Raw genomic sequence first — 18,199 nt, 5'->3', positions numbered from 1 at the left:
GTGCAGTTTTTATGTGAAAAACAGGTGAAAATACGGCCGATAATGCGTGTTTGTAAAGTGTTGAAAATCAATGCTTATTTTGCGTGAAAAAACATAAAGGTTATTTTTGAAAAAATATCCTTTATGTTTGAAAAAATATCCTTTATGTTTTTAAAGACATTACTATGTGTTTTAGCCTCTAAATATGTGGTATAGTTTTGAGCAAAAAAACGGTCTGTTTCTATTGTGGTAGAGACAGACCGTTTTTATTTTTTTTTGAGGGTTTTTATCTGGCTTCTCCCGGAGCAGCGGGAAACATGTTGTCCCACCATTGAGGTTCGTCTCGCAACCATTTCGCAAACCAGGCGAAGATGCTGTTTTGCCAGCCGATACGCTTGCTGTAGCCTACAATACCGTGATCTTCTCCTTCTACTTGTACGAACTCTACTGTCTTACCTAATAGTTTAAGGGCCGTAAACATCTGGATGCTTTCTCCTACAGGAACGTTTACGTCCGCGTTTCCGTGCAATAACAGTAAGGGTGTTTTAATTTTATCCGCATTGTACAGCGGACTTTGTTCTACGAATAGTTCAGGGTTATTCCAGGGATAACTGTTCGTATTGGCAACGGAGCAATAACCCCATCCCCAATATCCTTCTCCCCAATAACTGCTTAGGGCACTGATGCCGGCGTGACTTACTGCTGCCGCAAACAAGTCGGTACGGGTTTGCAGGTATTGCGTCATAAATCCGCCATAGCTTGCCCCGATACAACCGATCTTTTTGCTGTTAACAAAGGTGTGTTCTTTGCAGAAAAGCTCGGTTCCGCGAATGATTTCGTCGGCAGTAACCTTACCCCAGGCGTTTACATGGCGCGCGGCGAATTCCTGTCCAAATCCGGTTGTTCCGCTTGGATTCAACGTGTAAACCACATAACCCAGAGCGGCATACATGTGCATTGAATAGCGCATTTCAAGCATACGGTTGGTAGGAGAGGTGCCTCCGTAGTAATAAACAATCATGGGGTATTTCTTTGCCGGATCGAAATTGGGCGGCAGGTAGTAGCGTCCTTCGATTGTGGTTCCATCGGCAGAGGTGAAATTCCAATCGTGAGATTCGCCCAATTTGATATCTTTCAGTCTTTCGGCCGAGAGATCATTCACCAATTGACGCTTATTTGTCTTTGTATTGTATGAGTATAGGCGGTTAGCGTTTGAAACGCTTTGTCCGTAATAGTACATTACCGGAGCCGTTTCGGCCAACGAAAAGTTGAGAATTACATCTTCTCCTGTTTCTATTTTTTTTAGGTTACCGTTTGTCGGATTGCAGACGTAGATGTTTTGATAATCCTTGTCTTCCGTCAGGATATAAATTTGTTTGTCGAATTGACTCCATACGGCACGGATTGAGTTCGGGTTGAAATCTTTCATCAACGCGGTCGCTTTTTTAGTTGCGATATCGTAGGTATAAAGGCGTCCGTCATAGGTGTTGCAGATTTGTCCTTCACGAATATTCAGTCCGATATTATCAAACGCCGCTCCTGCTCCGGATACAAGCAATTGTTTCCCATCGGGAGAGAAAGAAGCCTGATTAATGAAAGGAGCTTTTTCCCAAAGTGTATCTGTTTTCAGTGTTTGTAAATCCAGCTTATAAAGCGAGTTGCGTGAATGTGGCACAGCGGTTAGAACACGCTCGCTGGTGCTGAACAGTATATAGCGACTGTCTAAGCTAATGTCGTTGATATAGGTTGAGTTATGTCCGTAGGTAAGCTGTTCGTATAATCCGGACTGCAAATCGTAGCGCCAGATAAATGAACGATCACGAAATCCGGGTAAGCGGTCGCTTGGCTCCTGAACACGTATAAGTTCTTTCCCTTCTTTCGGTCCTTCTTCCTTTACCATAAAGAAAAGTGTTTGTTCATCGGGTGCGAAATATGGGTTCTTCTCCGGCAATGCGTTTACAAGAACAACCTCCTGCATCGTTGCTACGTCCAATTTTACTAATTCAGTACCGTTATAACCGGTTCGCGTGTAGTATAAGGCATTGCTCTTCGGCATCCAGCGGGCATTGTTGAGGAAGCCGTCGCTCTGTAGCTTAACTTTTCCGGAAGCTGTTTCGATTAGTTGTGCGAATCGCTCGCTCTTGCCACCCTCTAACTGTGTGGTGTATTTCACCAATGCCAGTTTCCCGTCGGGCGAAACACTTACACCGCTGAGGTTTTTACCCTCAATCATTGCTTTCAGTGTATAACGTTGTTCCGAATTTAGAGAAGCAACTACTTCTGCAGTGTCTTTTGTTTTGAAAACAGACTGTATGTAAGGCGCGCAAGTATCCGATTCGGCGGTCAGGTATTTAATAACCACCTCATAACGACGTGGCTCCAATTTCAGTTCGGCTGATTTTCCTACCGATTTATTATCGACAAACACTTCCATTTCGCCAGCTCCCGATACTTCCAGATTGCCTTTTACGTAACGGTCGCTGTTCAGATAGAACGAGAAGAGGTGTAGTGCGTATCCTTTCTCCGGTGAGGTAAAGCTTACTTTGCCTGCCGTATCTGCTTCTAATACCTGATATTGTTTCAAGGCAAGGTCTGAAGGCAAAGTGGCTTTCAGCAGGTTCTTTATTTCAAAAGGTTTACCATTTACATTCAGGCTGTCTGCCAATACCGGTTTATTAACCGTAAACGGACCGGCATGTTTGTATTGCTGTATTTTAACATCCTCTGCCGCTTGCATGGTGAATGCCGCGCACAATAGTGCTATTACATATTTCGTTTTATTCTTCATTCGTTTTAACGTTATTAATTAAGGTAAATTACCTTCCCATACATAGCAATCGGGAAAGTTTTCTTTTAATGAAACCGGTTTTTCAAACAAACCGAACACAGAAGAACCGGAGCCGGACATTGCCGCATAAGCCGCACCGGTTTTATACATCGTTGTTTTTATCTGCTCTATCCGTGGATGACGAGCGAAAACACTTTCCTCAAAGTCGTTAACCAATAATTCCCGCCATTCAGATACAGGGCGACTTATAATTTCTTTTACACCTGTTTCCGGAAAAGCCGGCTTAACCAATGAATAGGCTTCCGGTGTAGAAACGGCTATATCCGGTTTGACAAGACACAACATATAACCTGTAAGAGATACATTCACGGGAGTGAATATATTTCCGGTTCCGGATGCAAAGACCGGTTTGTTACGAATGAAAAAAGGACAATCCGCACCGATAGACGCTGCCAATGCTTCAAGCTCTTTTTCATTTTGACCCAATGAACAGAAATCGTTCAGAAGCTTTAGCATAAAAGCCGCGTCAGCCGAACCTCCTCCTAATCCCGCGCCAAAAGGAATCGCTTTCAGTAAGTGAATATCTAATGGCGGAATATCGAAATGTTCTTTCATCAGGTTGACAGCTTTCATTACTAAGTTCTTCTCGGCCGGACCATCAATTGCGATTCCCGTCTGAGAAAAAGAAAACTCCCGGGCAGGAACAATCTCCAAGGCATCCTTGACAGGTATCGGGTAGAAAATGGTTTCTATATTATGATACCCGTCCCGACGTTTCTCTGTAACGTTCAACCCCAGGTTGATCTTTGCATTCGGAAAACAAATCATCTTATTACTTTATATTCGGTTTTTCAAGGCCGTAACCTTTTTTCTTGTCTTCAAGTCTCAACAGGTAAGCTACAAATACAGCCAACACACCAAAGCAGGTAAAGATTACCATTGGTAGTGTATAATCGTAAGGTGCTGAAGGATCGTTAGTCTTGCAATACTTTTCCAATACCCAACCAATCAGTAAAGGCACCAACATGAGTCCGATGTTTTGTACCCAGAAAATAAGCGCGTAGGCTGTTCCCAATTGTCTTTCCGGAATGATTTTCGGCACAGAAGGCCACATCGCACTCGGCACCAAAGAAAACGCGATACCTAACACAATCATGATAATCGTAGCAAACCACCAAACATTTAAAATAGGCAAAGAGAAAAGGAGGTGTACAATAATCAGCAGGAAAGCACCGATCATCATAATCGTAGCTCCTTTTCCTTTTTTATCATAGATCCCTCCGAACAGCGGAGTCAACAGAATCGTACCAAACGGCAATAATGCCGGGATTATCCCCGCGAGTTCAATATCAACCTGGTATTTGATCTCCATCAACTGCGTGGCATATTTCAAGAATGGAAATACGGCCGAATAAAACAGAACACATAAGATCGCGATTAACCAGAAACCTTTATTCTTAATAATAAAAATAATATCCGCGAATTTAAAGGAGTCTTCTTCATTCACTTCGGTTTCCCCAAGAGAAGCATCTAATTTACGGTCCATGATGCAGAACAAGAGAAATGACAAAAGCCCTATGCAAAGAAGTACTAACGCCAATAATATCGGTGCGGAGATACTTCCAAAGTGCTTAGCGAATGGAACGGTAACAGACATAGCCAATGCCGTTCCAATACGTGCCATAGCCATTTCTAATCCCATAGCCATCGCAATTTCGTGTCCTTTGAACCAACGGGCGATAATTTTAGAAACAGTAATTCCCGCTGTTTCAACCCCCACGCCGAAAATAGCGAATCCGATAGCGGCGGCAAAAACACGTAAGCTGATTCCGAACAACTCACCTTCAAGCGTGAAAAACGAAGAAACAGCATAATACTTTATAAAACAGCCGGCAAGCATAAAGACACATCCTAAAATACCGGCAAATCGTGGCCCCATCTTATCTAAAATCACACCACTGATGATCAGCATAAATAAGAACACATTGAACCAACCATAAGCGCTGGTGAAAAAACCATAGTCCGAACTGCTCCAACCGAATTCTTGTTCCAGCATAGTTTTCATGGGTGCCATTACATCCGTCAGGAAGTATGCACACAACATTGTTAACGATACGATTGCCAGTACACTCCAACGTGCTACGGGCGAATCATTCAACTTTTTTTGTATGATCTCAGTCATAGATTAATTATTTATTAAGTTATTTGAATTGCTGAATAAAGGAATCGCATCCGCGACAATAAAGCTGCTTCCTCCGATAAAAACCAGATCGGCCGGATCGGCATCGGTAAGAGCAGCCTGTACTGCTTCTTCCACCGTAGGATAGTTGGAACCTTCCAGCCCATGTTTGTGGGCCATCTCGGCAAAACTATCTACGGGCATGGCTCTTTTTATGGAAGCTTGCGTAAAATAATAAATCGCATCCTTTGGCATGAGGCTTAAAACCCCATTTATATCTTTATCATCTACCATCCCCACCACCATGCGAAGTGAAGGGTGATTTTTTTGTTTCTCTTTTAACTGAACGGAAAGGTATTCCCACCCACCGATGTTATGCCCGGTGTCACAGATCACAAGTGGAGACTCTTGCATAGTTTGCCACCGACCCATTAATCCGGTTAGTTCCACTACATGAGCAAATGCTTCTTTGACAGCGTCCGGCGATATTACCACGCCTAAATCCCTCAACAGTCTTACAGCCGTTAATACAGTCCGGGTGTTATGTATCTGAACAGCACCTCCTAACTCTCCGGTAATCTGGCCGAAATCCGTTGAAAGATAGATCCATTGTCCGTTATCAGTTAACGACGTTCTCTGAAGTACATCTTCCTTTTCCGCGAAAAGTATAGGAGCATTCAATTCTTTTGCTTTTTCAACAAAGACATGCTTAACGCCTTCATTTCCGCATTCACCAATTACAACAGGAACACCGGATTTGATGATCCCCGCTTTTTCAAAAGCAATAGCCTCCGGTGTTTTTCCCAGATACTGCGTATGATCAAGACTTATATTGGTGATGATACTTAATTCAGGAGTAATAATGTTGGTGCTATCTAAACGCCCTCCCAGGCCAACTTCTATAATAGCAAAATCAACTTTTTCTGAGCGGAAATAATCAAAGGCAAGTGAGGAGGTAAGTTCAAAGAAAGAAGGCTGAAGAGATTCGAAAAAAGGGCGGTGATGTTCAACAAAATCAATAACGTATTCCTCGCTGATCATTTTTCCATTAACCCGGATACGTTCCCTGAAATCCACTAAATGAGGCGATGTGTAGAGTCCGGTTTTATATCCGCTTGCTTGTAATATAGCTGCCAGCAAATGACTTGTAGAACCCTTTCCATTCGTTCCGGCAACGTGAATTTTCTTATAAGCTTGCTGAGGAAATCCCAACTGTTTATCTAACGCTAAACTTCTATCTAACCCCGGTTTATAAGCGTCTCCGCCAATATGCTGAAAGACAGGAATGCTGGTATACAAGTAGTGCAGCGTTTCTTCGTAAGTCATGTTCTTATCTTTATTTTCACAAAAATAGCTAAAAAAGCCATTTGATCATTATATTAAACTATGTATCAGGATAGTTTTTAGCGTATGTATATAAAAAAGCCGTAACGATAAAACTTGTTCGTTACGGCCTTCCTCAATTATTTTCTTCCTGCAACTTAGAAAGTTGCGTTTATGAGTACCGGGAAATGATCTGAGGCGTAGCGACCGAATTTGCTGTCTGTTAATACGGCGTATTTATTTACAGTAACATCGGCTGAAACAAAGATATAATCGATCCGGTTTTTCATTGGTGCGTCAAATTTATAAGCAGAAAAAGTTCCTTCCGGTCCATAAGGCGGTTGCTTGGTTATTTTTCTTGAGTCGTTAAACATACCATCGGCGTAGAGAATCTGGATCGGTTCGTCATCCGGTGTTGCGTTAAAGTCTCCCGTGCAGAAGAAGGTAGAGGAACCAACTATTTCTTTCATCTTTTTAAGTAAGAGTTTGGATGATTCTCTACGTGCCACTTTACCCTGATGATCATAATGCGAATTAAAGAAAAAGAATTCCTTTCCACTTACATTATCTTTGAACTTTCCCCATGAGCAGATCCGGTTACAACATTCCGCATCCCATCCTTTGCCGGGCACATCCGGAGTTTCCGAATACCAGAAATCACCATTATCCAACACCTTGAAGCGTTCTTTATTGTAAATAATAGCCGAATGCTCTCCCGCATCCTTACCATCATCACGTCCACCTCCGATATATGCATATTTACCCGTTTCCAAAATACCATCCAACTGATGCTTGAAACCTTCCTGTGTTCCGAAGATATCGAACTCATGATACAAAAGCAATGACTTAACCATTTCTTTCCTGTTTGGCCAGGCATTTTCCTTATCACTTTCTGTATCCATACGGAGGTTGAATGAACCTACGTTGATATTCGCTTTCTGTTGACTATATGCGGAAACGCATAAAACAGAGAGGAGTACAATTAAAATTTTTTTCATAAGACTTAGTTTATAATTATGTGTGATCCATTATTATTCCCATCCGGGGTTCTGTCCTAAATTAGGATTTTTGATCCTGTGTGCTTCAGGTATGGGGTAAAGGTACTTCTTTTCTGCCCATTCGCGCTCACCCGGATTCCATATTATTTCTCCGGATGTACCGTTAGACAGTATTCGTTTTCCTACTCCGGAAGACGAAACGTCCACAAATACAGTTGCAGTTGCCGTTTTAGGCTTTTCACCCTGATAGAAGCAAACATCCATAATTCCATCTTCATTTAGATCATACTCTCCTAATGCCGGCACATACATTCCATTCATTGGAGCTTCGGCAAACAATTCTGCCAATCTCCATCGTGTCAAATCGTCCGGTCGTAAACCTTCGGTGATCATTTCGATAGCACGGTCACGAAGAACTTCGAGCAATACCGGATCAGAGAATTTGTTTTTATAAAAGTCCACCATATAAGGATCGGCAACGGTTGGTTTTTGAGTTAATGTAGATCCTGTAATGCCGGCACGGGCACGAAGTGCACCAATCGTATTAGCCCAGTCAGTATCCGTCATAGTACCTAATTCGGCTAATGCTTCAGCTTTATTTAAAAGAACCTCAGCATATCTGAATAAAATATGTGCGTTCTCATTACGACTCTCGTCATCGTAAGGGAAACGTTCGTCATAACAACCCTTAATAAGTTGATAGCCGGTATAAGACTGATCAAGATTACTTGGAGCGGCAATCGGATCACCGTTTTCTGTTCTTTTATAATCTCCCACACGAATTGTCTGTTTTAAGCGCAAGTCACGGTTTTTAACTTCCTCTACAAAAGGAGTTGTTTTATATGCCGGCTTGTCGGTAAAGGAAGTACCATCCAAATTCAGATAAGTATTAATAAACCGACGAGTCAGAGCCGGTCTGTTGCCATAAGTCGGACTGATAGTTTTTCTGTTTCTGGAACTGTATGTTTGTAACGCGCCATCCAGAGCAACGGCAAGAATTGTTTCTTCAATATAAGGAACCTTTTGCAGGAACATGTCGCGATATACATTTGCTCCTTGACGTAAAGAGAAGCCCTTAATCTGATCGGCTGTGCTAATAACTTCCTGATACCACTCGTTTGCTGTACTTTGCTTTCCGTAACCCGTGTGATATTTTCTGAAAGAAGCTTCATATAAACATACGCGCGTTTTGTATGCTCTTGCAGCATTTTTTGTAATGTTGGTAGAAGAAGGATCCACTTCCAATGTGATGTTTTCAATAGCATAATTAAGATCTGCCAGAATTTTATCCATTACTTCAAAACGATTTGTACGTGTTCCGTATAACGTCTCCTCATCACTTACCTCAATAGTTTTATCTATCCAGGGAACATCTCCGAAACGTTTCACTTTTTCAAACATGAAATAAGCGCGAAAGAAGCGGGCTAAACCTAAATAATGATTTTTTTCCGCAACAGAACTCTTCTCGCAGTTTTCAATAAAATAATTAAGATTTCTCAATCTGTCCCAGTTGTCTTTTACATCCCAACCACCGCTGTTTAAGGGGCTTAAAGCATTGGGTACAAATCGTATGTCTACTCCGTTTCGGGCAATAAGGTCCGAATTGTCATCAACCATGAAAACACCATCATAAGGTGTAGGTAATATTTCATAAAAAGAAGTAGAGTATAGTTCCAGACCATTTTTTGATCCAAATATGGCAGCATTAGATGCTGTTTCTTTTGGCATTTCATTTAAGTCGCAACTAATTAAGCCTGCCGAGATGCATAAAGCGACGGCAATGCGCTGTATATATTTATTTATATTTCTCATATTGTCTTTTATATTAGAAGTTTACAGATAAACCAAGCGTAATTGCCTTTAAAACAGGATAACCGTATCCATCGCCATCAGTACGAGTTTTGTCGCTATCGACACCGGTTAGTTCAGATCCTGCTCCCCAGATATTAGTTACGTCTGTATCTTTTGTTTTTTTATACAATGGCGACCACGTCCACAGGTTTTCCCCGGAGATATAGATTCTTAGATCCTGAGCTTTGATTTTCTCTGTAAACCGTTTAGGAATTGTATAACCGATATTCAAACTTCTTAAACGAATATAAGCTACGTTTTGTAGGTATCGGTCGTTTGGTAAACTGAGTTGGCCATTTGAATTCTGTGCTGTATATCCGGAAAGTAATGGAAGATAAGCATCAAAATTATTTAATTCGGGACGGAATTGTTGATTTTCCTGCCAACGTGGATAGTCGTTGTACGGACGATTATATTGTCCCCAGAAACGAGCTTCTTTAGAAGGATACCATTGTTGTTTTCCTACTCCTTGGAAGAATGAAGAGAAAAAGAATCCGTTCCAATCAGCTCCGAGTGTAAGACCGAATACATATCTTGGTTCTTTATTTCCTATAATTGTTTTGTCTCCCGAGTCATCTGCTCTGTTTAAGCCATGATAAATAATATCATCTCCATCCAGATTTTTGAACTTCAGGTCTCCTACATGATTCTTGCGTGTATTATGCGCCAAAATATTGGATTGTGAAGGGGAGTTGTCAATTTCTTCCTGTGATTTAAACAGACCTTCTACGCGATAACCCCAAATTTCTCCAATCTTCTGACCAACATAATAGTCGCTCAGGTTCTTGTCCGGGTTGTAATAGTCGGTAATAACAGACTGATAATCGGCCAAAGTAAATCTTACATTATAGTTCAATGGTTTGTTATTGACATTGAATTTATCCATCCAGTTTACCGAAATTTCCCATCCGGTAGTTCTCATAGCACCATAATTACCTTTGGGAACTCCTGTACCGAAGATTGCCGGAACAGTTGGTCCTACTGTGTACATATCCTTCGTCCATCTGCGGTAAAGGTCTCCGGCAAAGCTCAGACGATTGTTTAAACTACTTATGTCTAACCCTATATTTCCTGTTGTTGCAGTTTCCCATGTTAAACTATGTGGGATAACGTTTGGTTGAGACGTTTGTTGCGGACGGATTCCGTTAAGGATACGTCCGGATTGCTTAATACTAAAGTTTTCACTAAACGTATAAGGATCAATTGTTCCATTTCCTAATGATCCGTAAGATAAACGAAGTTTTATGTTAGAGATAGCTTTAGGATCTACCTGCCAGAAAGCTTCTTCGGAGAGACGCCAACCCACTGAGGCAGATGGGAAGAAATCCCATTGCTGTGAATCCGGGAATTTGGAAGAGCCATCATATCGCCCGTTAACTTCGAGAAGGTAGCGTTCTTTGAAATTATAATTTACACGGAAGAATCCACCTGCTACACGCCATTTTCTATATCCTCCTGTGGTTGTTATGTTATTTCCAAGCGCAAGGTTGATGTCGCTTGCATCTTCATACACAATACCGTTACGGCGAACTGTTGAGTTTTTATACGTAGATTGCTCATAATTCCATCCCACTAAAAAATTGAAATTATGTGATTCTCTGAATGATTTTATATAATTGGCAAATAAATTCGTAGCAATATACTCGTTCGTGTTTTTTCTTACCTCAAAATCATTCGTATTTGTTCCTGCATAGCCAATAACACCTTCGTATCTGCTGTATGGAACCTGTACGCGTATTTGATCATGGTCATAGTCTGTGTTTTGCAGCGTTACATCTCCACGTATAGTTAGGCTTTTATCTAAAAACTCCGCTTTAAATCCGGCTTTGTTTTTGAAAACCCGCTGGCGAATATCCGCTCCGCTTTTTCCTAAGTAACGGTCACCAACAGTATAGGCAGACACGAAACTCAATGTTCCATCAGGGTTGAGCAGTGGGGCTAAAGGGTTACCTTCATCGGCAATGTTACGCCAGATATTACTACCTTCACCAACATTGATCGGTTGATAATAACTCATAGAAGAGTATTCAATATTATTGTCGATTTGCAGCCATTTTGTCAACTGAAGGGTTCCTTTTCCACGAATATTATACATGGAATATTTATCCGGACTGTAACGATAAAGCCCATCTTCACCGTTATATCTTGCAGCTACATAATAGGTTGCTAAATTATTACCTCCAGACATGGATAGATTATGATCTTGTGCGAAGAAACTATCTTTATATAACTCTTTATACCAGTCGGTGCTGTAATAATATTCGTACGCGCCCGTAGTAGGATTTATTTCGACTCTGGGTAGAGAAGGGTCTTCCCATCTTCTTTTGATTTCAGCTAAATAAGCCGGTGAGAATGTCATTGTCTTGTTTACTGCCGTAGGCGTATTTCCATTGTCATTCCATCTTGACCATGCATCGCTGAACGATTGTGCCCATGGATAAGAATCTACAATATTATCCGGAACAGTAGTGGGAGATTTGGATGAAAAGTTAGCACTATAGGTAACGGATGTTTTTCCTTCGGATGCTGATTTTGTGGTAATCAAAACAACACCAAAAGCAGCACGTGCTCCATAAATTGAAGCAGAAGCCGCATCTTTAAGTACCGATACACTTTCGATGTCATTGGGGTTCAACATGCGAGGGTCTCCTTCTACACCGTCAATCAATACCAACGCACTACCTCCTTGACCGATAGATGTGGTACCACGCACATTATATGAAGGAGACTGAGTTGGCTTTCCATCTGCCATTTTTATATTCAGGTTTGGAATTGCACCAACCAATCCCTGAGATATGTTTGTGATAGGGCGATTTTCAAAAACTTCAGAAGTTACCTGTTCAACAGAACCTGTCAGGTTAAGCTTCTTTTGTACACCATAACCTACTACAACCACTTCATCTAAGGCTTTCGTATCTTCCCTTAATATAACCGCCAGTTGATTTTTCCCTTCAACCTTGATTAGTTGTTCGATATATCCAATATATGAAACGATAAGAGTGGCATTCTCAGGTACTTCGGTCAGTGTAAACCGACCATCGATATCCGTAATTGTACCCAAAGTCATTCCTTGTACTAAAATATTAGCTCCAATAATTGGTTCGTTGAATGTATCGACAATAGTACCGGTTACCGTTTTTTGTTTCTGTTGTTGTAACTCTGTTAAATTGGTTTTATCCAACATGTTTTTACGAGCCAGCACAATGTTTTTATCTAAAACCTTATAACTGATATCTGTGTTTTTTAATACTTGATCGAGGATTGTAAACACATCTTTCTCCAAAATATCTACAGAAACTTTATGAGATAAATTAATCTGCTTATTGTTATAGAAAAATTTGAATTCTGAGTTTTTTTCTATTTCCTGTAATACTTGTTGTATAGGTTTATTCTCTATATGCAGAGAGAGCGAAACGGTCTGTGCATACGTGGTTGACGCGTTACATACGCCTGTTGCGGACAGGAATAAAACGGCGGCTAACAGACCTCTAATGGTATTGATTTTTAAAAGATTAAGAAAAACAGAGTTTCTAAATCCTTTGTTCATATTTTTCTTTGTCATAGATTTGTAATAGTTTTTTTTGTATGAAACCTGGTTAATTACTTGCATGAGTAATACTGAAATCAGTTTCTTGTACGGGAAGGTGTCTCCAGCACTTTCCCGTCCTTTTCTAAGGTGGTTTATTCATCATCATAATTGTGTTGTTTAAATTAATATAGTCTTATCGTTATTCGTGCTTCCGGATCGTTTTCTGTAGGCATTTTTACGTGATGCTTAATGCCGGAAGATATTTCAAGATGCTGTAGTATCAATTTTAGGTCTTGTGTTCCGAAAACTCCGGTAAAATAATTTTCTTTAAGTGAATTGTTCTCTAATACGAAATTTGCATTAAAGCGTTTGCTCAATGTGTGTAATAAATGCTCTAAAGGGGTGTTTTCTAAATAAATCAACCCGTCTTTCCAGCCTGTTTCTACAAGAGTTGATGCTGTTGTTAGCATTATGTTTCCGCTGTTTTTGTCAAAAACGATTTTCTCTTCGGGTTTTAGTATTTGTGTTTTTATACCTGTTTCTTTATCCGGATATCTCATCTTGATGCTTCCTTCGGCCAGTGTGGCTGTTATTTGACCGAAATTATCGTAGGCGTCAATGTTGAATTCTGTTCCTGTTGCTTCAACTTCAATATTGTTGCTGACACCGACTATGAATGGGCGCTTTTTATCTGTCTCAACGTCAAAATAGGCTTCGCCGGACAATTCCACTTTTCTGTTCTTTGTTGAGAACTTGGCAGGGTAGGTGAGTGTTGAAAGTGCGTTTAGCCAAACTTTTGTTCCGTCGGGTAATTTAAAGTCTGCTACAATTCCCGGATTGGTTCGGAGTGATATATATTCCGGTTCGTCGTTGAGATCTTTTGTTGAAAGATAGATTGTTGTAATTAACAAAGGAATAAATAAAATAGCTGCTATGCGCTGTAACCATTTTCCTCCCTGACGAAATTTAAACAAGGTAATTTTTTTATTTACTTGCCTAAGCGCGTCATGTGCTGATATATTATTAATGGTGTGCAAAGTTTCATCCGCAAATATAATGGTATAAATGTTTTCGGCAAGAGCCCGGTTTTCTTCGGAAGCATCAATCCATGCTTCCACGCACCCTCTGTCATCTTCGCTCAATTCAGCTTTGAAGTAACTGATTAATTCAAATTCTGTTATTTTATTTCTGTTGTTTTGTTCTGTATTCATTCCGTTTGTTCGTTTCTATATTCTTAAGACTAACAAAAACGCCTACCTCCTAAACAAAAATGATTTTTTTGTAACATTTTTTTGTAAAAGAAAATACATAAATACGTAACCCGGATAGTTTATTTTTGTAGCCAACACAAAATTAGCTCAATTATGCGCAAAGAAAGCCAATCAGCTTTCGCATATTAAAACGAAAAGAATTATGTTTGTATTAAATGTATCCTGTTATGAATGATAACCACCAGTCAGATATAGACCTAATTTACGCCATTAAAGCTGGTAATAAGAAGGCTTTTGACACCTTCTTTATCCGATATTACGCTGTGTTGTGTGCTTATTCAAAGCAATTTGTTAGCATTGAAGACGGACAGGATATTGTGCAGGATATTATGGTGAATATGTGGTTGAACAGAGGGCAGTTGTTGGTTGCAACCTCTCCGCGACAATATTTCTTTCAATCGGTTAAGAATAGATGCCTTACTTTCTTGTCGAGAAATGAGCTTAAAGAAAAGGTGCAAAAGACGGTGCATGAAAATATGGGATATATGCATGACGCTCCCGACTTTTATATTGTGGAAGAATTGACCTTGAAAATAGAAGAGGCACTAAAGCGTCTGCCGGAAAGTTATCGAATAGCGTTCGAACTCAACCGGTTTAGAGATATGACCTACAATGAAATCGCAGAGAAACTTTCCTTGTCTCCCAAAACAATTGATTACCGCATACAACAAGCGCTAAAGTTGCTGCGGAGAGATCTGAAAGAGTATCTGCCTTCGTTTATCGGACTCCTTTAACGATTATATTCCGGATGTCTCTCTAACCAGGCAACAGCATAAGAGCATGTGGCGAGTGGTTTAAGATTATTTACCAAAGCATAATCATAAGCCTTTTTTACAAGAGCTGCTGCCAGACCTTGTCCCTCCAAAGGCTTTGGAACAAATGTATGTTCAATATCCAGATTCTCATCATGCAAAGTGTATTCAACATACGCCATGTCTTCGCCGATCTTAATTTCAAAGCGATTTTCTTCTTGTAAATGTGTAATTTGATAGTTCATAAAATCTCGGTTAATCTTTATTTGTTTGAAAACATCCTTTATTTTCCTTTTTCTATATATATAGAAAAACTTTACCACAGATATAGAAAAGTTTTTCCACAGATATAGAAAAAGAGAAATATAGTACAAAAATATTGTTTTATTCTATATAGCTATTCTTTTTTAGTATTAAGAATAGTAGATAGAGGTAAGATGGATGGATTTTTTGCATTTAGAGACTGTGCTCTGACTCAGATTAGCGGTAATCCGTAGCTTTTAAAAATGGTTTCGGCTTGAATTATTTCTTCTTTTGTGGGGGGAAGTACTTCTTTTAGTTGGTATTTTGCCCCGATTTGTTCCCATTTGTGTATTCCCATTTGATGGAAAGGAAGAATATCTACTCGTTGTACTGTAGGAAGGGTGGATACGTATTTTGCCCATTGATGAAGGTCGGCTTCGTCATTGGAATAGCCGGGAACAAGTACATAGCGTACCCACATTGGTTTTTCTGTTTCGGTAAGATAATCGATAAACTGCAGGGTGGGTTCTAATGGTTTTGCAGTCAGGGTTTGGTATTTGTTGGGATTGATGTGTTTTATATCCAATAAAACGAGGTCGGTCAGTGCTAATACATCCTTGATTTTATCATTCAGTAGATAACCTGAAGTGTCTATTGCAGTATGAATACCTTCTTCTTTGCAGCGTTTGAATAGTTCGAGAATGAAATCGGGTTGGAGTAGGGGTTCGCCACCGGAAATGGTTATTCCGCCATTGCGGATAAAGTTTTTTACTTTATTGATTTCCTTGAAGACTTCTTCCGGAGTCATTTCATAGGCACGATTCTTCACATTCCATGTGTCCGGATTGTGGCAATACAGACAACGAAGCGGGCATCCTTGCATAAAGATGACAAAGCGTATTCCCGGACCATCTTTGGTGCCGAACGATTCGAAAGAGTGAATATTTCCCGTCATAATGCAAATAGAGACGTGTTTTCGCACGTCTCTATTGTATTGGATATTAGATAGCTGTTGCTATCGTTCTGTTTATTACGTCTAATTGTTGTTCACGTGTTAGTCTGACGAAATTAACGGCATAACCGGAAACACGTATTGTTAATTGAGGGTATTGTTCCGGATGTTCCATTGCGTCGATCAATAACTGTCGATCGAAGATGTTCACATTCAGATGATGACCTGTTTGTAGGAAATAACCGTCCAACAAACCGCAAAGGTTTTGTGCTTCTTCGTCTCTGTTCTTTCCTAACGTATTCGGTGTAATGGCGAATGTGTAGGAGATACCATCGTTTGCATGTTCGAATGGCAGTTTAGATACGGATGCAAGCGAAGCTACAGCTCCTTTCGTGTCTCGTCCGTGCATCGGGTTTGCTCCCGGAGCAAATGGCGTACCACCACGACGTCCGTCAGGAGTGTTTCCGGTTTTCTTTCCGTAAACCACATTGGATGTGATCGTCAATACCGATTGTGTAGGAGTCGCGTTTTTGTACATCTTGCGTTTACGAATCTTATTCATAAACAATTCTACAATTTGCACTGCGAATTGGTCTGTGTTGTCGTCGTTATTTCCGAAAGGAACGTAGTCTTTTTCATTTACATAATCTACCGCATCTCCGTCTTCATCTCTTACGATACGAACTTTCCCGTATTTAATTGCAGCGAACGAGTCTGCGATAATTGAAAGACCGGATACACCAAAGGCTTGTGTACGAACGATATCTACATCATGCAAAGCCATTTCAAGCGCTTCGTATGAATACTTATCATGCATATAGTGAATAATATTCAATGCTTTAACGTAGGTTTCAGCAACCCAATCGAGTGTGCGGTCAAATTTTTCCCATACTTCGTCGAATTCAAGGTAATCACCAGACACCTTTTCAACCCAATGTTTAGGAAGAACTTGTTTTTTTGTTATTTCGTCTTTACCTCCGTTGATTGTATATAGCAAAGATTTTGGTAGGTTGGCGCGAGCACCGAAGAATTGCATTTGCTGACCGATACGCATAGGCGACACACAACAAGCGATGCCGTAGTCGTCTCCTAATTGCGGACGCATCAAATCATCATTTTCATACTGAAGAGATGACGTATCGATTGAAACTTTGGCGCAATATTTCTTCCAGGCTTCAGGCAAGCGGTCGCTCCAAAGAACTGTTAGGTTTGGTTCCGGAGCCGGACCTAAATTATATAATGTATGCAACATACGGAAACTGTTCTTCGTTACCATTGAACGTCCTTTGTTGGTCATACCCCCGATTGATTCTGTTACCCAAACCGGATCACCCGAGAACAATTCGTTGTATTCGTTTGTGCGGAGAAATCTTACAATGCGAAGTTTCATAACGAAGTGATCCATCAATTCCTGAGCTTCTTGTTCTGTAAGTGTTCCGTTTTTAAGATCACGTTCAATATAGATATCCAGAAAAGTAGTGACACGACCTAAACTCATTGCCGCTCCGTTCTGATCTTTAATAGCTCCCAGATAAGCGAAGTATGTCCACTGAATAGCTTCTTTGGCATTGTTTGCCGGATTTGAAATGTCAAAACCGTAAGATTCCGCCATGCGTTTAAGTGCTTTTAGTGCCTCAATTTGTGAGCTTAGTTCTTCACGCAGACGGATCAGATCGTCGGTCATAACAATTGGGTCGCACTCTTGAAAACGCTTTACGCGTTCGTTTATTAAACGATCTACACCATAAAGCGCCACCCGGCGATAGTCACCGATAATACGTCCGCGTCCATAGGCATCAGGTAACCCGGTTAATAAACCGTTACTTCTGGCACGGCGGATACTGTCTGTGTAAGCAGCGAAAACGCCTTCGTTATGCGTTTTGCGGTATTTAGAAAAAATCTCTGTTGTTACCGGGTCTAATTGGTAGCCATATTCTTCAAGGCTTTGCTGCACCATACGCAAGCCGCCATTGGGGAATATTGCTCTTTTAAGCGGTTTGTCTGTTTGAAGTCCAACAATTTTTTCAAGCTTTTGATCTATGTAACCTGCTCCGTAAGCATCGATTTGAGAAGGCATTTTAGTTTCAGCATCATAGATGCCTTTCTTTTTTTCCTCAACAAACATTTGGCTTAGCTCAGCCCATAATTTATTTGTAGCCTCGGTTGAAGATTCCAGGAACTTCTCGTCTCCTGTGTATTCTGTGTAGTTCTTTAGAATAAAGTCGTTGATGTCAATTGTTTCTTGCCACTTAGTTCCTTGAAAGTCTTTGTACGCATCCATATACTCACTATAATTTTGTTTAAAAGATGCACAAATGTAGGTATTTAAAAAAA

12 protein-coding genes are annotated in these 18,199 nt (G+C 40.5%); 1 reads left to right on the top strand and 11 read right to left on the bottom strand.

Annotation, left to right across the window (positions count from 1 at the left end):
• Positions 1-265: 265 nt before the first annotated feature.
• From B9Y81_RS07850 to B9Y81_RS07815, 8 genes are all read right to left on the bottom strand, one after another.
• Positions 266-2,767: an alpha/beta hydrolase family protein gene (locus tag B9Y81_RS07850; RefSeq protein WP_085536425.1), complete on the bottom strand. Its 2,502-nt coding sequence runs from the start codon at positions 2,765-2,767 to the stop codon at positions 266-268.
• An 18-nt stretch (positions 2,768-2,785) separates the two neighbouring features.
• Positions 2,786-3,595 (bottom strand): 4-(cytidine 5'-diphospho)-2-C-methyl-D-erythritol kinase, encoded by an 810-nt coding sequence (gene ispE, locus B9Y81_RS07845; protein ID WP_085536424.1) that lies wholly within the window; start codon positions 3,593-3,595, stop codon positions 2,786-2,788.
• Positions 3,596-3,599: 4 nt separating this feature from the next.
• Positions 3,600-4,949: an MFS transporter gene (locus B9Y81_RS07840; RefSeq protein ID WP_085536423.1), complete on the bottom strand. Its 1,350-nt coding sequence runs from the start codon at positions 4,947-4,949 to the stop codon at positions 3,600-3,602.
• A gap of 3 nt (positions 4,950-4,952) precedes the next feature.
• The gene (locus B9Y81_RS07835; RefSeq protein WP_085536422.1) at positions 4,953-6,272 is read right to left on the bottom strand and encodes a bifunctional folylpolyglutamate synthase/dihydrofolate synthase; all 1,320 of its coding nucleotides are present in this window, start codon (positions 6,270-6,272) and stop codon (positions 4,953-4,955) included.
• 155 nt (positions 6,273-6,427) lie between these two features.
• Positions 6,428-7,267 carry an endonuclease/exonuclease/phosphatase family protein gene (locus tag B9Y81_RS07830; protein ID WP_085536421.1) on the bottom strand — a complete coding sequence of 280 codons (840 nt, stop codon included), beginning with the start codon at positions 7,265-7,267 and terminating at the stop codon, positions 6,428-6,430.
• Positions 7,268-7,300: 33 nt separating this feature from the next.
• Entirely contained in the window at positions 7,301-9,079 is a 1,779-nt protein-coding gene (locus tag B9Y81_RS07825; RefSeq protein ID WP_085536420.1) for a RagB/SusD family nutrient uptake outer membrane protein, read from the bottom strand.
• Between the two features lie 13 nt (positions 9,080-9,092).
• On the bottom strand, positions 9,093-12,680 hold the full coding sequence (locus tag B9Y81_RS07820; protein WP_245832420.1) for a TonB-dependent receptor: 3,588 nt from the start codon (positions 12,678-12,680) through the stop codon (positions 9,093-9,095).
• 149 nt (positions 12,681-12,829) lie between these two features.
• Positions 12,830-13,858 (bottom strand): FecR family protein, encoded by a 1,029-nt coding sequence (locus tag B9Y81_RS07815; RefSeq protein ID WP_085536419.1) that lies wholly within the window; start codon positions 13,856-13,858, stop codon positions 12,830-12,832.
• A 227-nt stretch (positions 13,859-14,085) separates the two neighbouring features.
• Between B9Y81_RS07815 and B9Y81_RS07810 the strand changes: the two genes are divergently transcribed.
• Positions 14,086-14,652 (top strand): RNA polymerase sigma-70 factor, encoded by a 567-nt coding sequence (locus B9Y81_RS07810; protein ID WP_085536577.1) that lies wholly within the window; start codon positions 14,086-14,088, stop codon positions 14,650-14,652.
• Here B9Y81_RS07810 and B9Y81_RS07805 read toward each other — a convergent pair.
• The 3 genes from B9Y81_RS07805 to pflB all read right to left on the bottom strand — a co-directional run bounded on the left by B9Y81_RS07805 (position 14,649) and on the right by pflB (position 18,146).
• Positions 14,649-14,915, bottom strand: coding sequence for a GNAT family N-acetyltransferase (locus tag B9Y81_RS07805; protein WP_085536418.1), 267 nt, complete (start codon positions 14,913-14,915; stop codon positions 14,649-14,651). The two genes, B9Y81_RS07810 and B9Y81_RS07805, sit on opposite strands and share 4 nt — an antisense overlap.
• 230 nt (positions 14,916-15,145) lie before the next feature.
• Positions 15,146-15,868, bottom strand: a complete 723-nt coding sequence (pflA, locus tag B9Y81_RS07800; protein WP_085536417.1) for a pyruvate formate-lyase-activating protein — start codon at positions 15,866-15,868, stop codon at positions 15,146-15,148.
• 46 nt (positions 15,869-15,914) lie between these two features.
• Positions 15,915-18,146, bottom strand: coding sequence for a formate C-acetyltransferase (gene pflB, locus B9Y81_RS07795; protein ID WP_085536416.1), 2,232 nt, complete (start codon positions 18,144-18,146; stop codon positions 15,915-15,917).
• Positions 18,147-18,199: the final 53 nt, after the last annotated feature.

This window comes from Massilibacteroides vaginae, assembly GCF_900178525.1.
GTDB classification, from domain to species: Bacteria; Bacteroidota; Bacteroidia; order Bacteroidales; family Tannerellaceae; genus Massilibacteroides; species Massilibacteroides vaginae.
Note: the sequence above shows the minus strand (reverse complement) of the source record. Positions and strands in the feature narration are given on the sequence as shown.

Bases quoted from the DNA above. Each gene is read 5' to 3' on its own strand.
- ispE (WP_085536424.1), bottom strand. From the start codon at position 3,595: ATGATTTGTTTTCCGAATGCAAAGATCAACCTGGGGTTGAACGTTACA.
- B9Y81_RS07820 (WP_245832420.1), bottom strand. From the start codon at position 12,680: ATGACAAAGAAAAATATGAACAAAGGATTTAGAAACTCTGTTTTTCTT.
- B9Y81_RS07810 (WP_085536577.1), top strand. From the start codon at position 14,086: ATGAATGATAACCACCAGTCAGATATAGACCTAATTTACGCCATTAAA.
- B9Y81_RS07835 (WP_085536422.1), bottom strand. From the start codon at position 6,272: ATGACTTACGAAGAAACGCTGCACTACTTGTATACCAGCATTCCTGTC.
- B9Y81_RS07815 (WP_085536419.1), bottom strand. From the start codon at position 13,858: ATGAATACAGAACAAAACAACAGAAATAAAATAACAGAATTTGAATTA.
- B9Y81_RS07805 (WP_085536418.1), bottom strand. From the start codon at position 14,915: ATGAACTATCAAATTACACATTTACAAGAAGAAAATCGCTTTGAAATT.
- B9Y81_RS07825 (WP_085536420.1), bottom strand. From the start codon at position 9,079: ATGAGAAATATAAATAAATATATACAGCGCATTGCCGTCGCTTTATGC.
- pflB (WP_085536416.1), bottom strand. From the start codon at position 18,146: ATGGATGCGTACAAAGACTTTCAAGGAACTAAGTGGCAAGAAACAATT.
- B9Y81_RS07830 (WP_085536421.1), bottom strand. From the start codon at position 7,267: ATGAAAAAAATTTTAATTGTACTCCTCTCTGTTTTATGCGTTTCCGCA.
- pflA (WP_085536417.1), bottom strand. From the start codon at position 15,868: ATGACGGGAAATATTCACTCTTTCGAATCGTTCGGCACCAAAGATGGT.
- B9Y81_RS07840 (WP_085536423.1), bottom strand. From the start codon at position 4,949: ATGACTGAGATCATACAAAAAAAGTTGAATGATTCGCCCGTAGCACGT.
- B9Y81_RS07850 (WP_085536425.1), bottom strand. From the start codon at position 2,767: ATGAAGAATAAAACGAAATATGTAATAGCACTATTGTGCGCGGCATTC.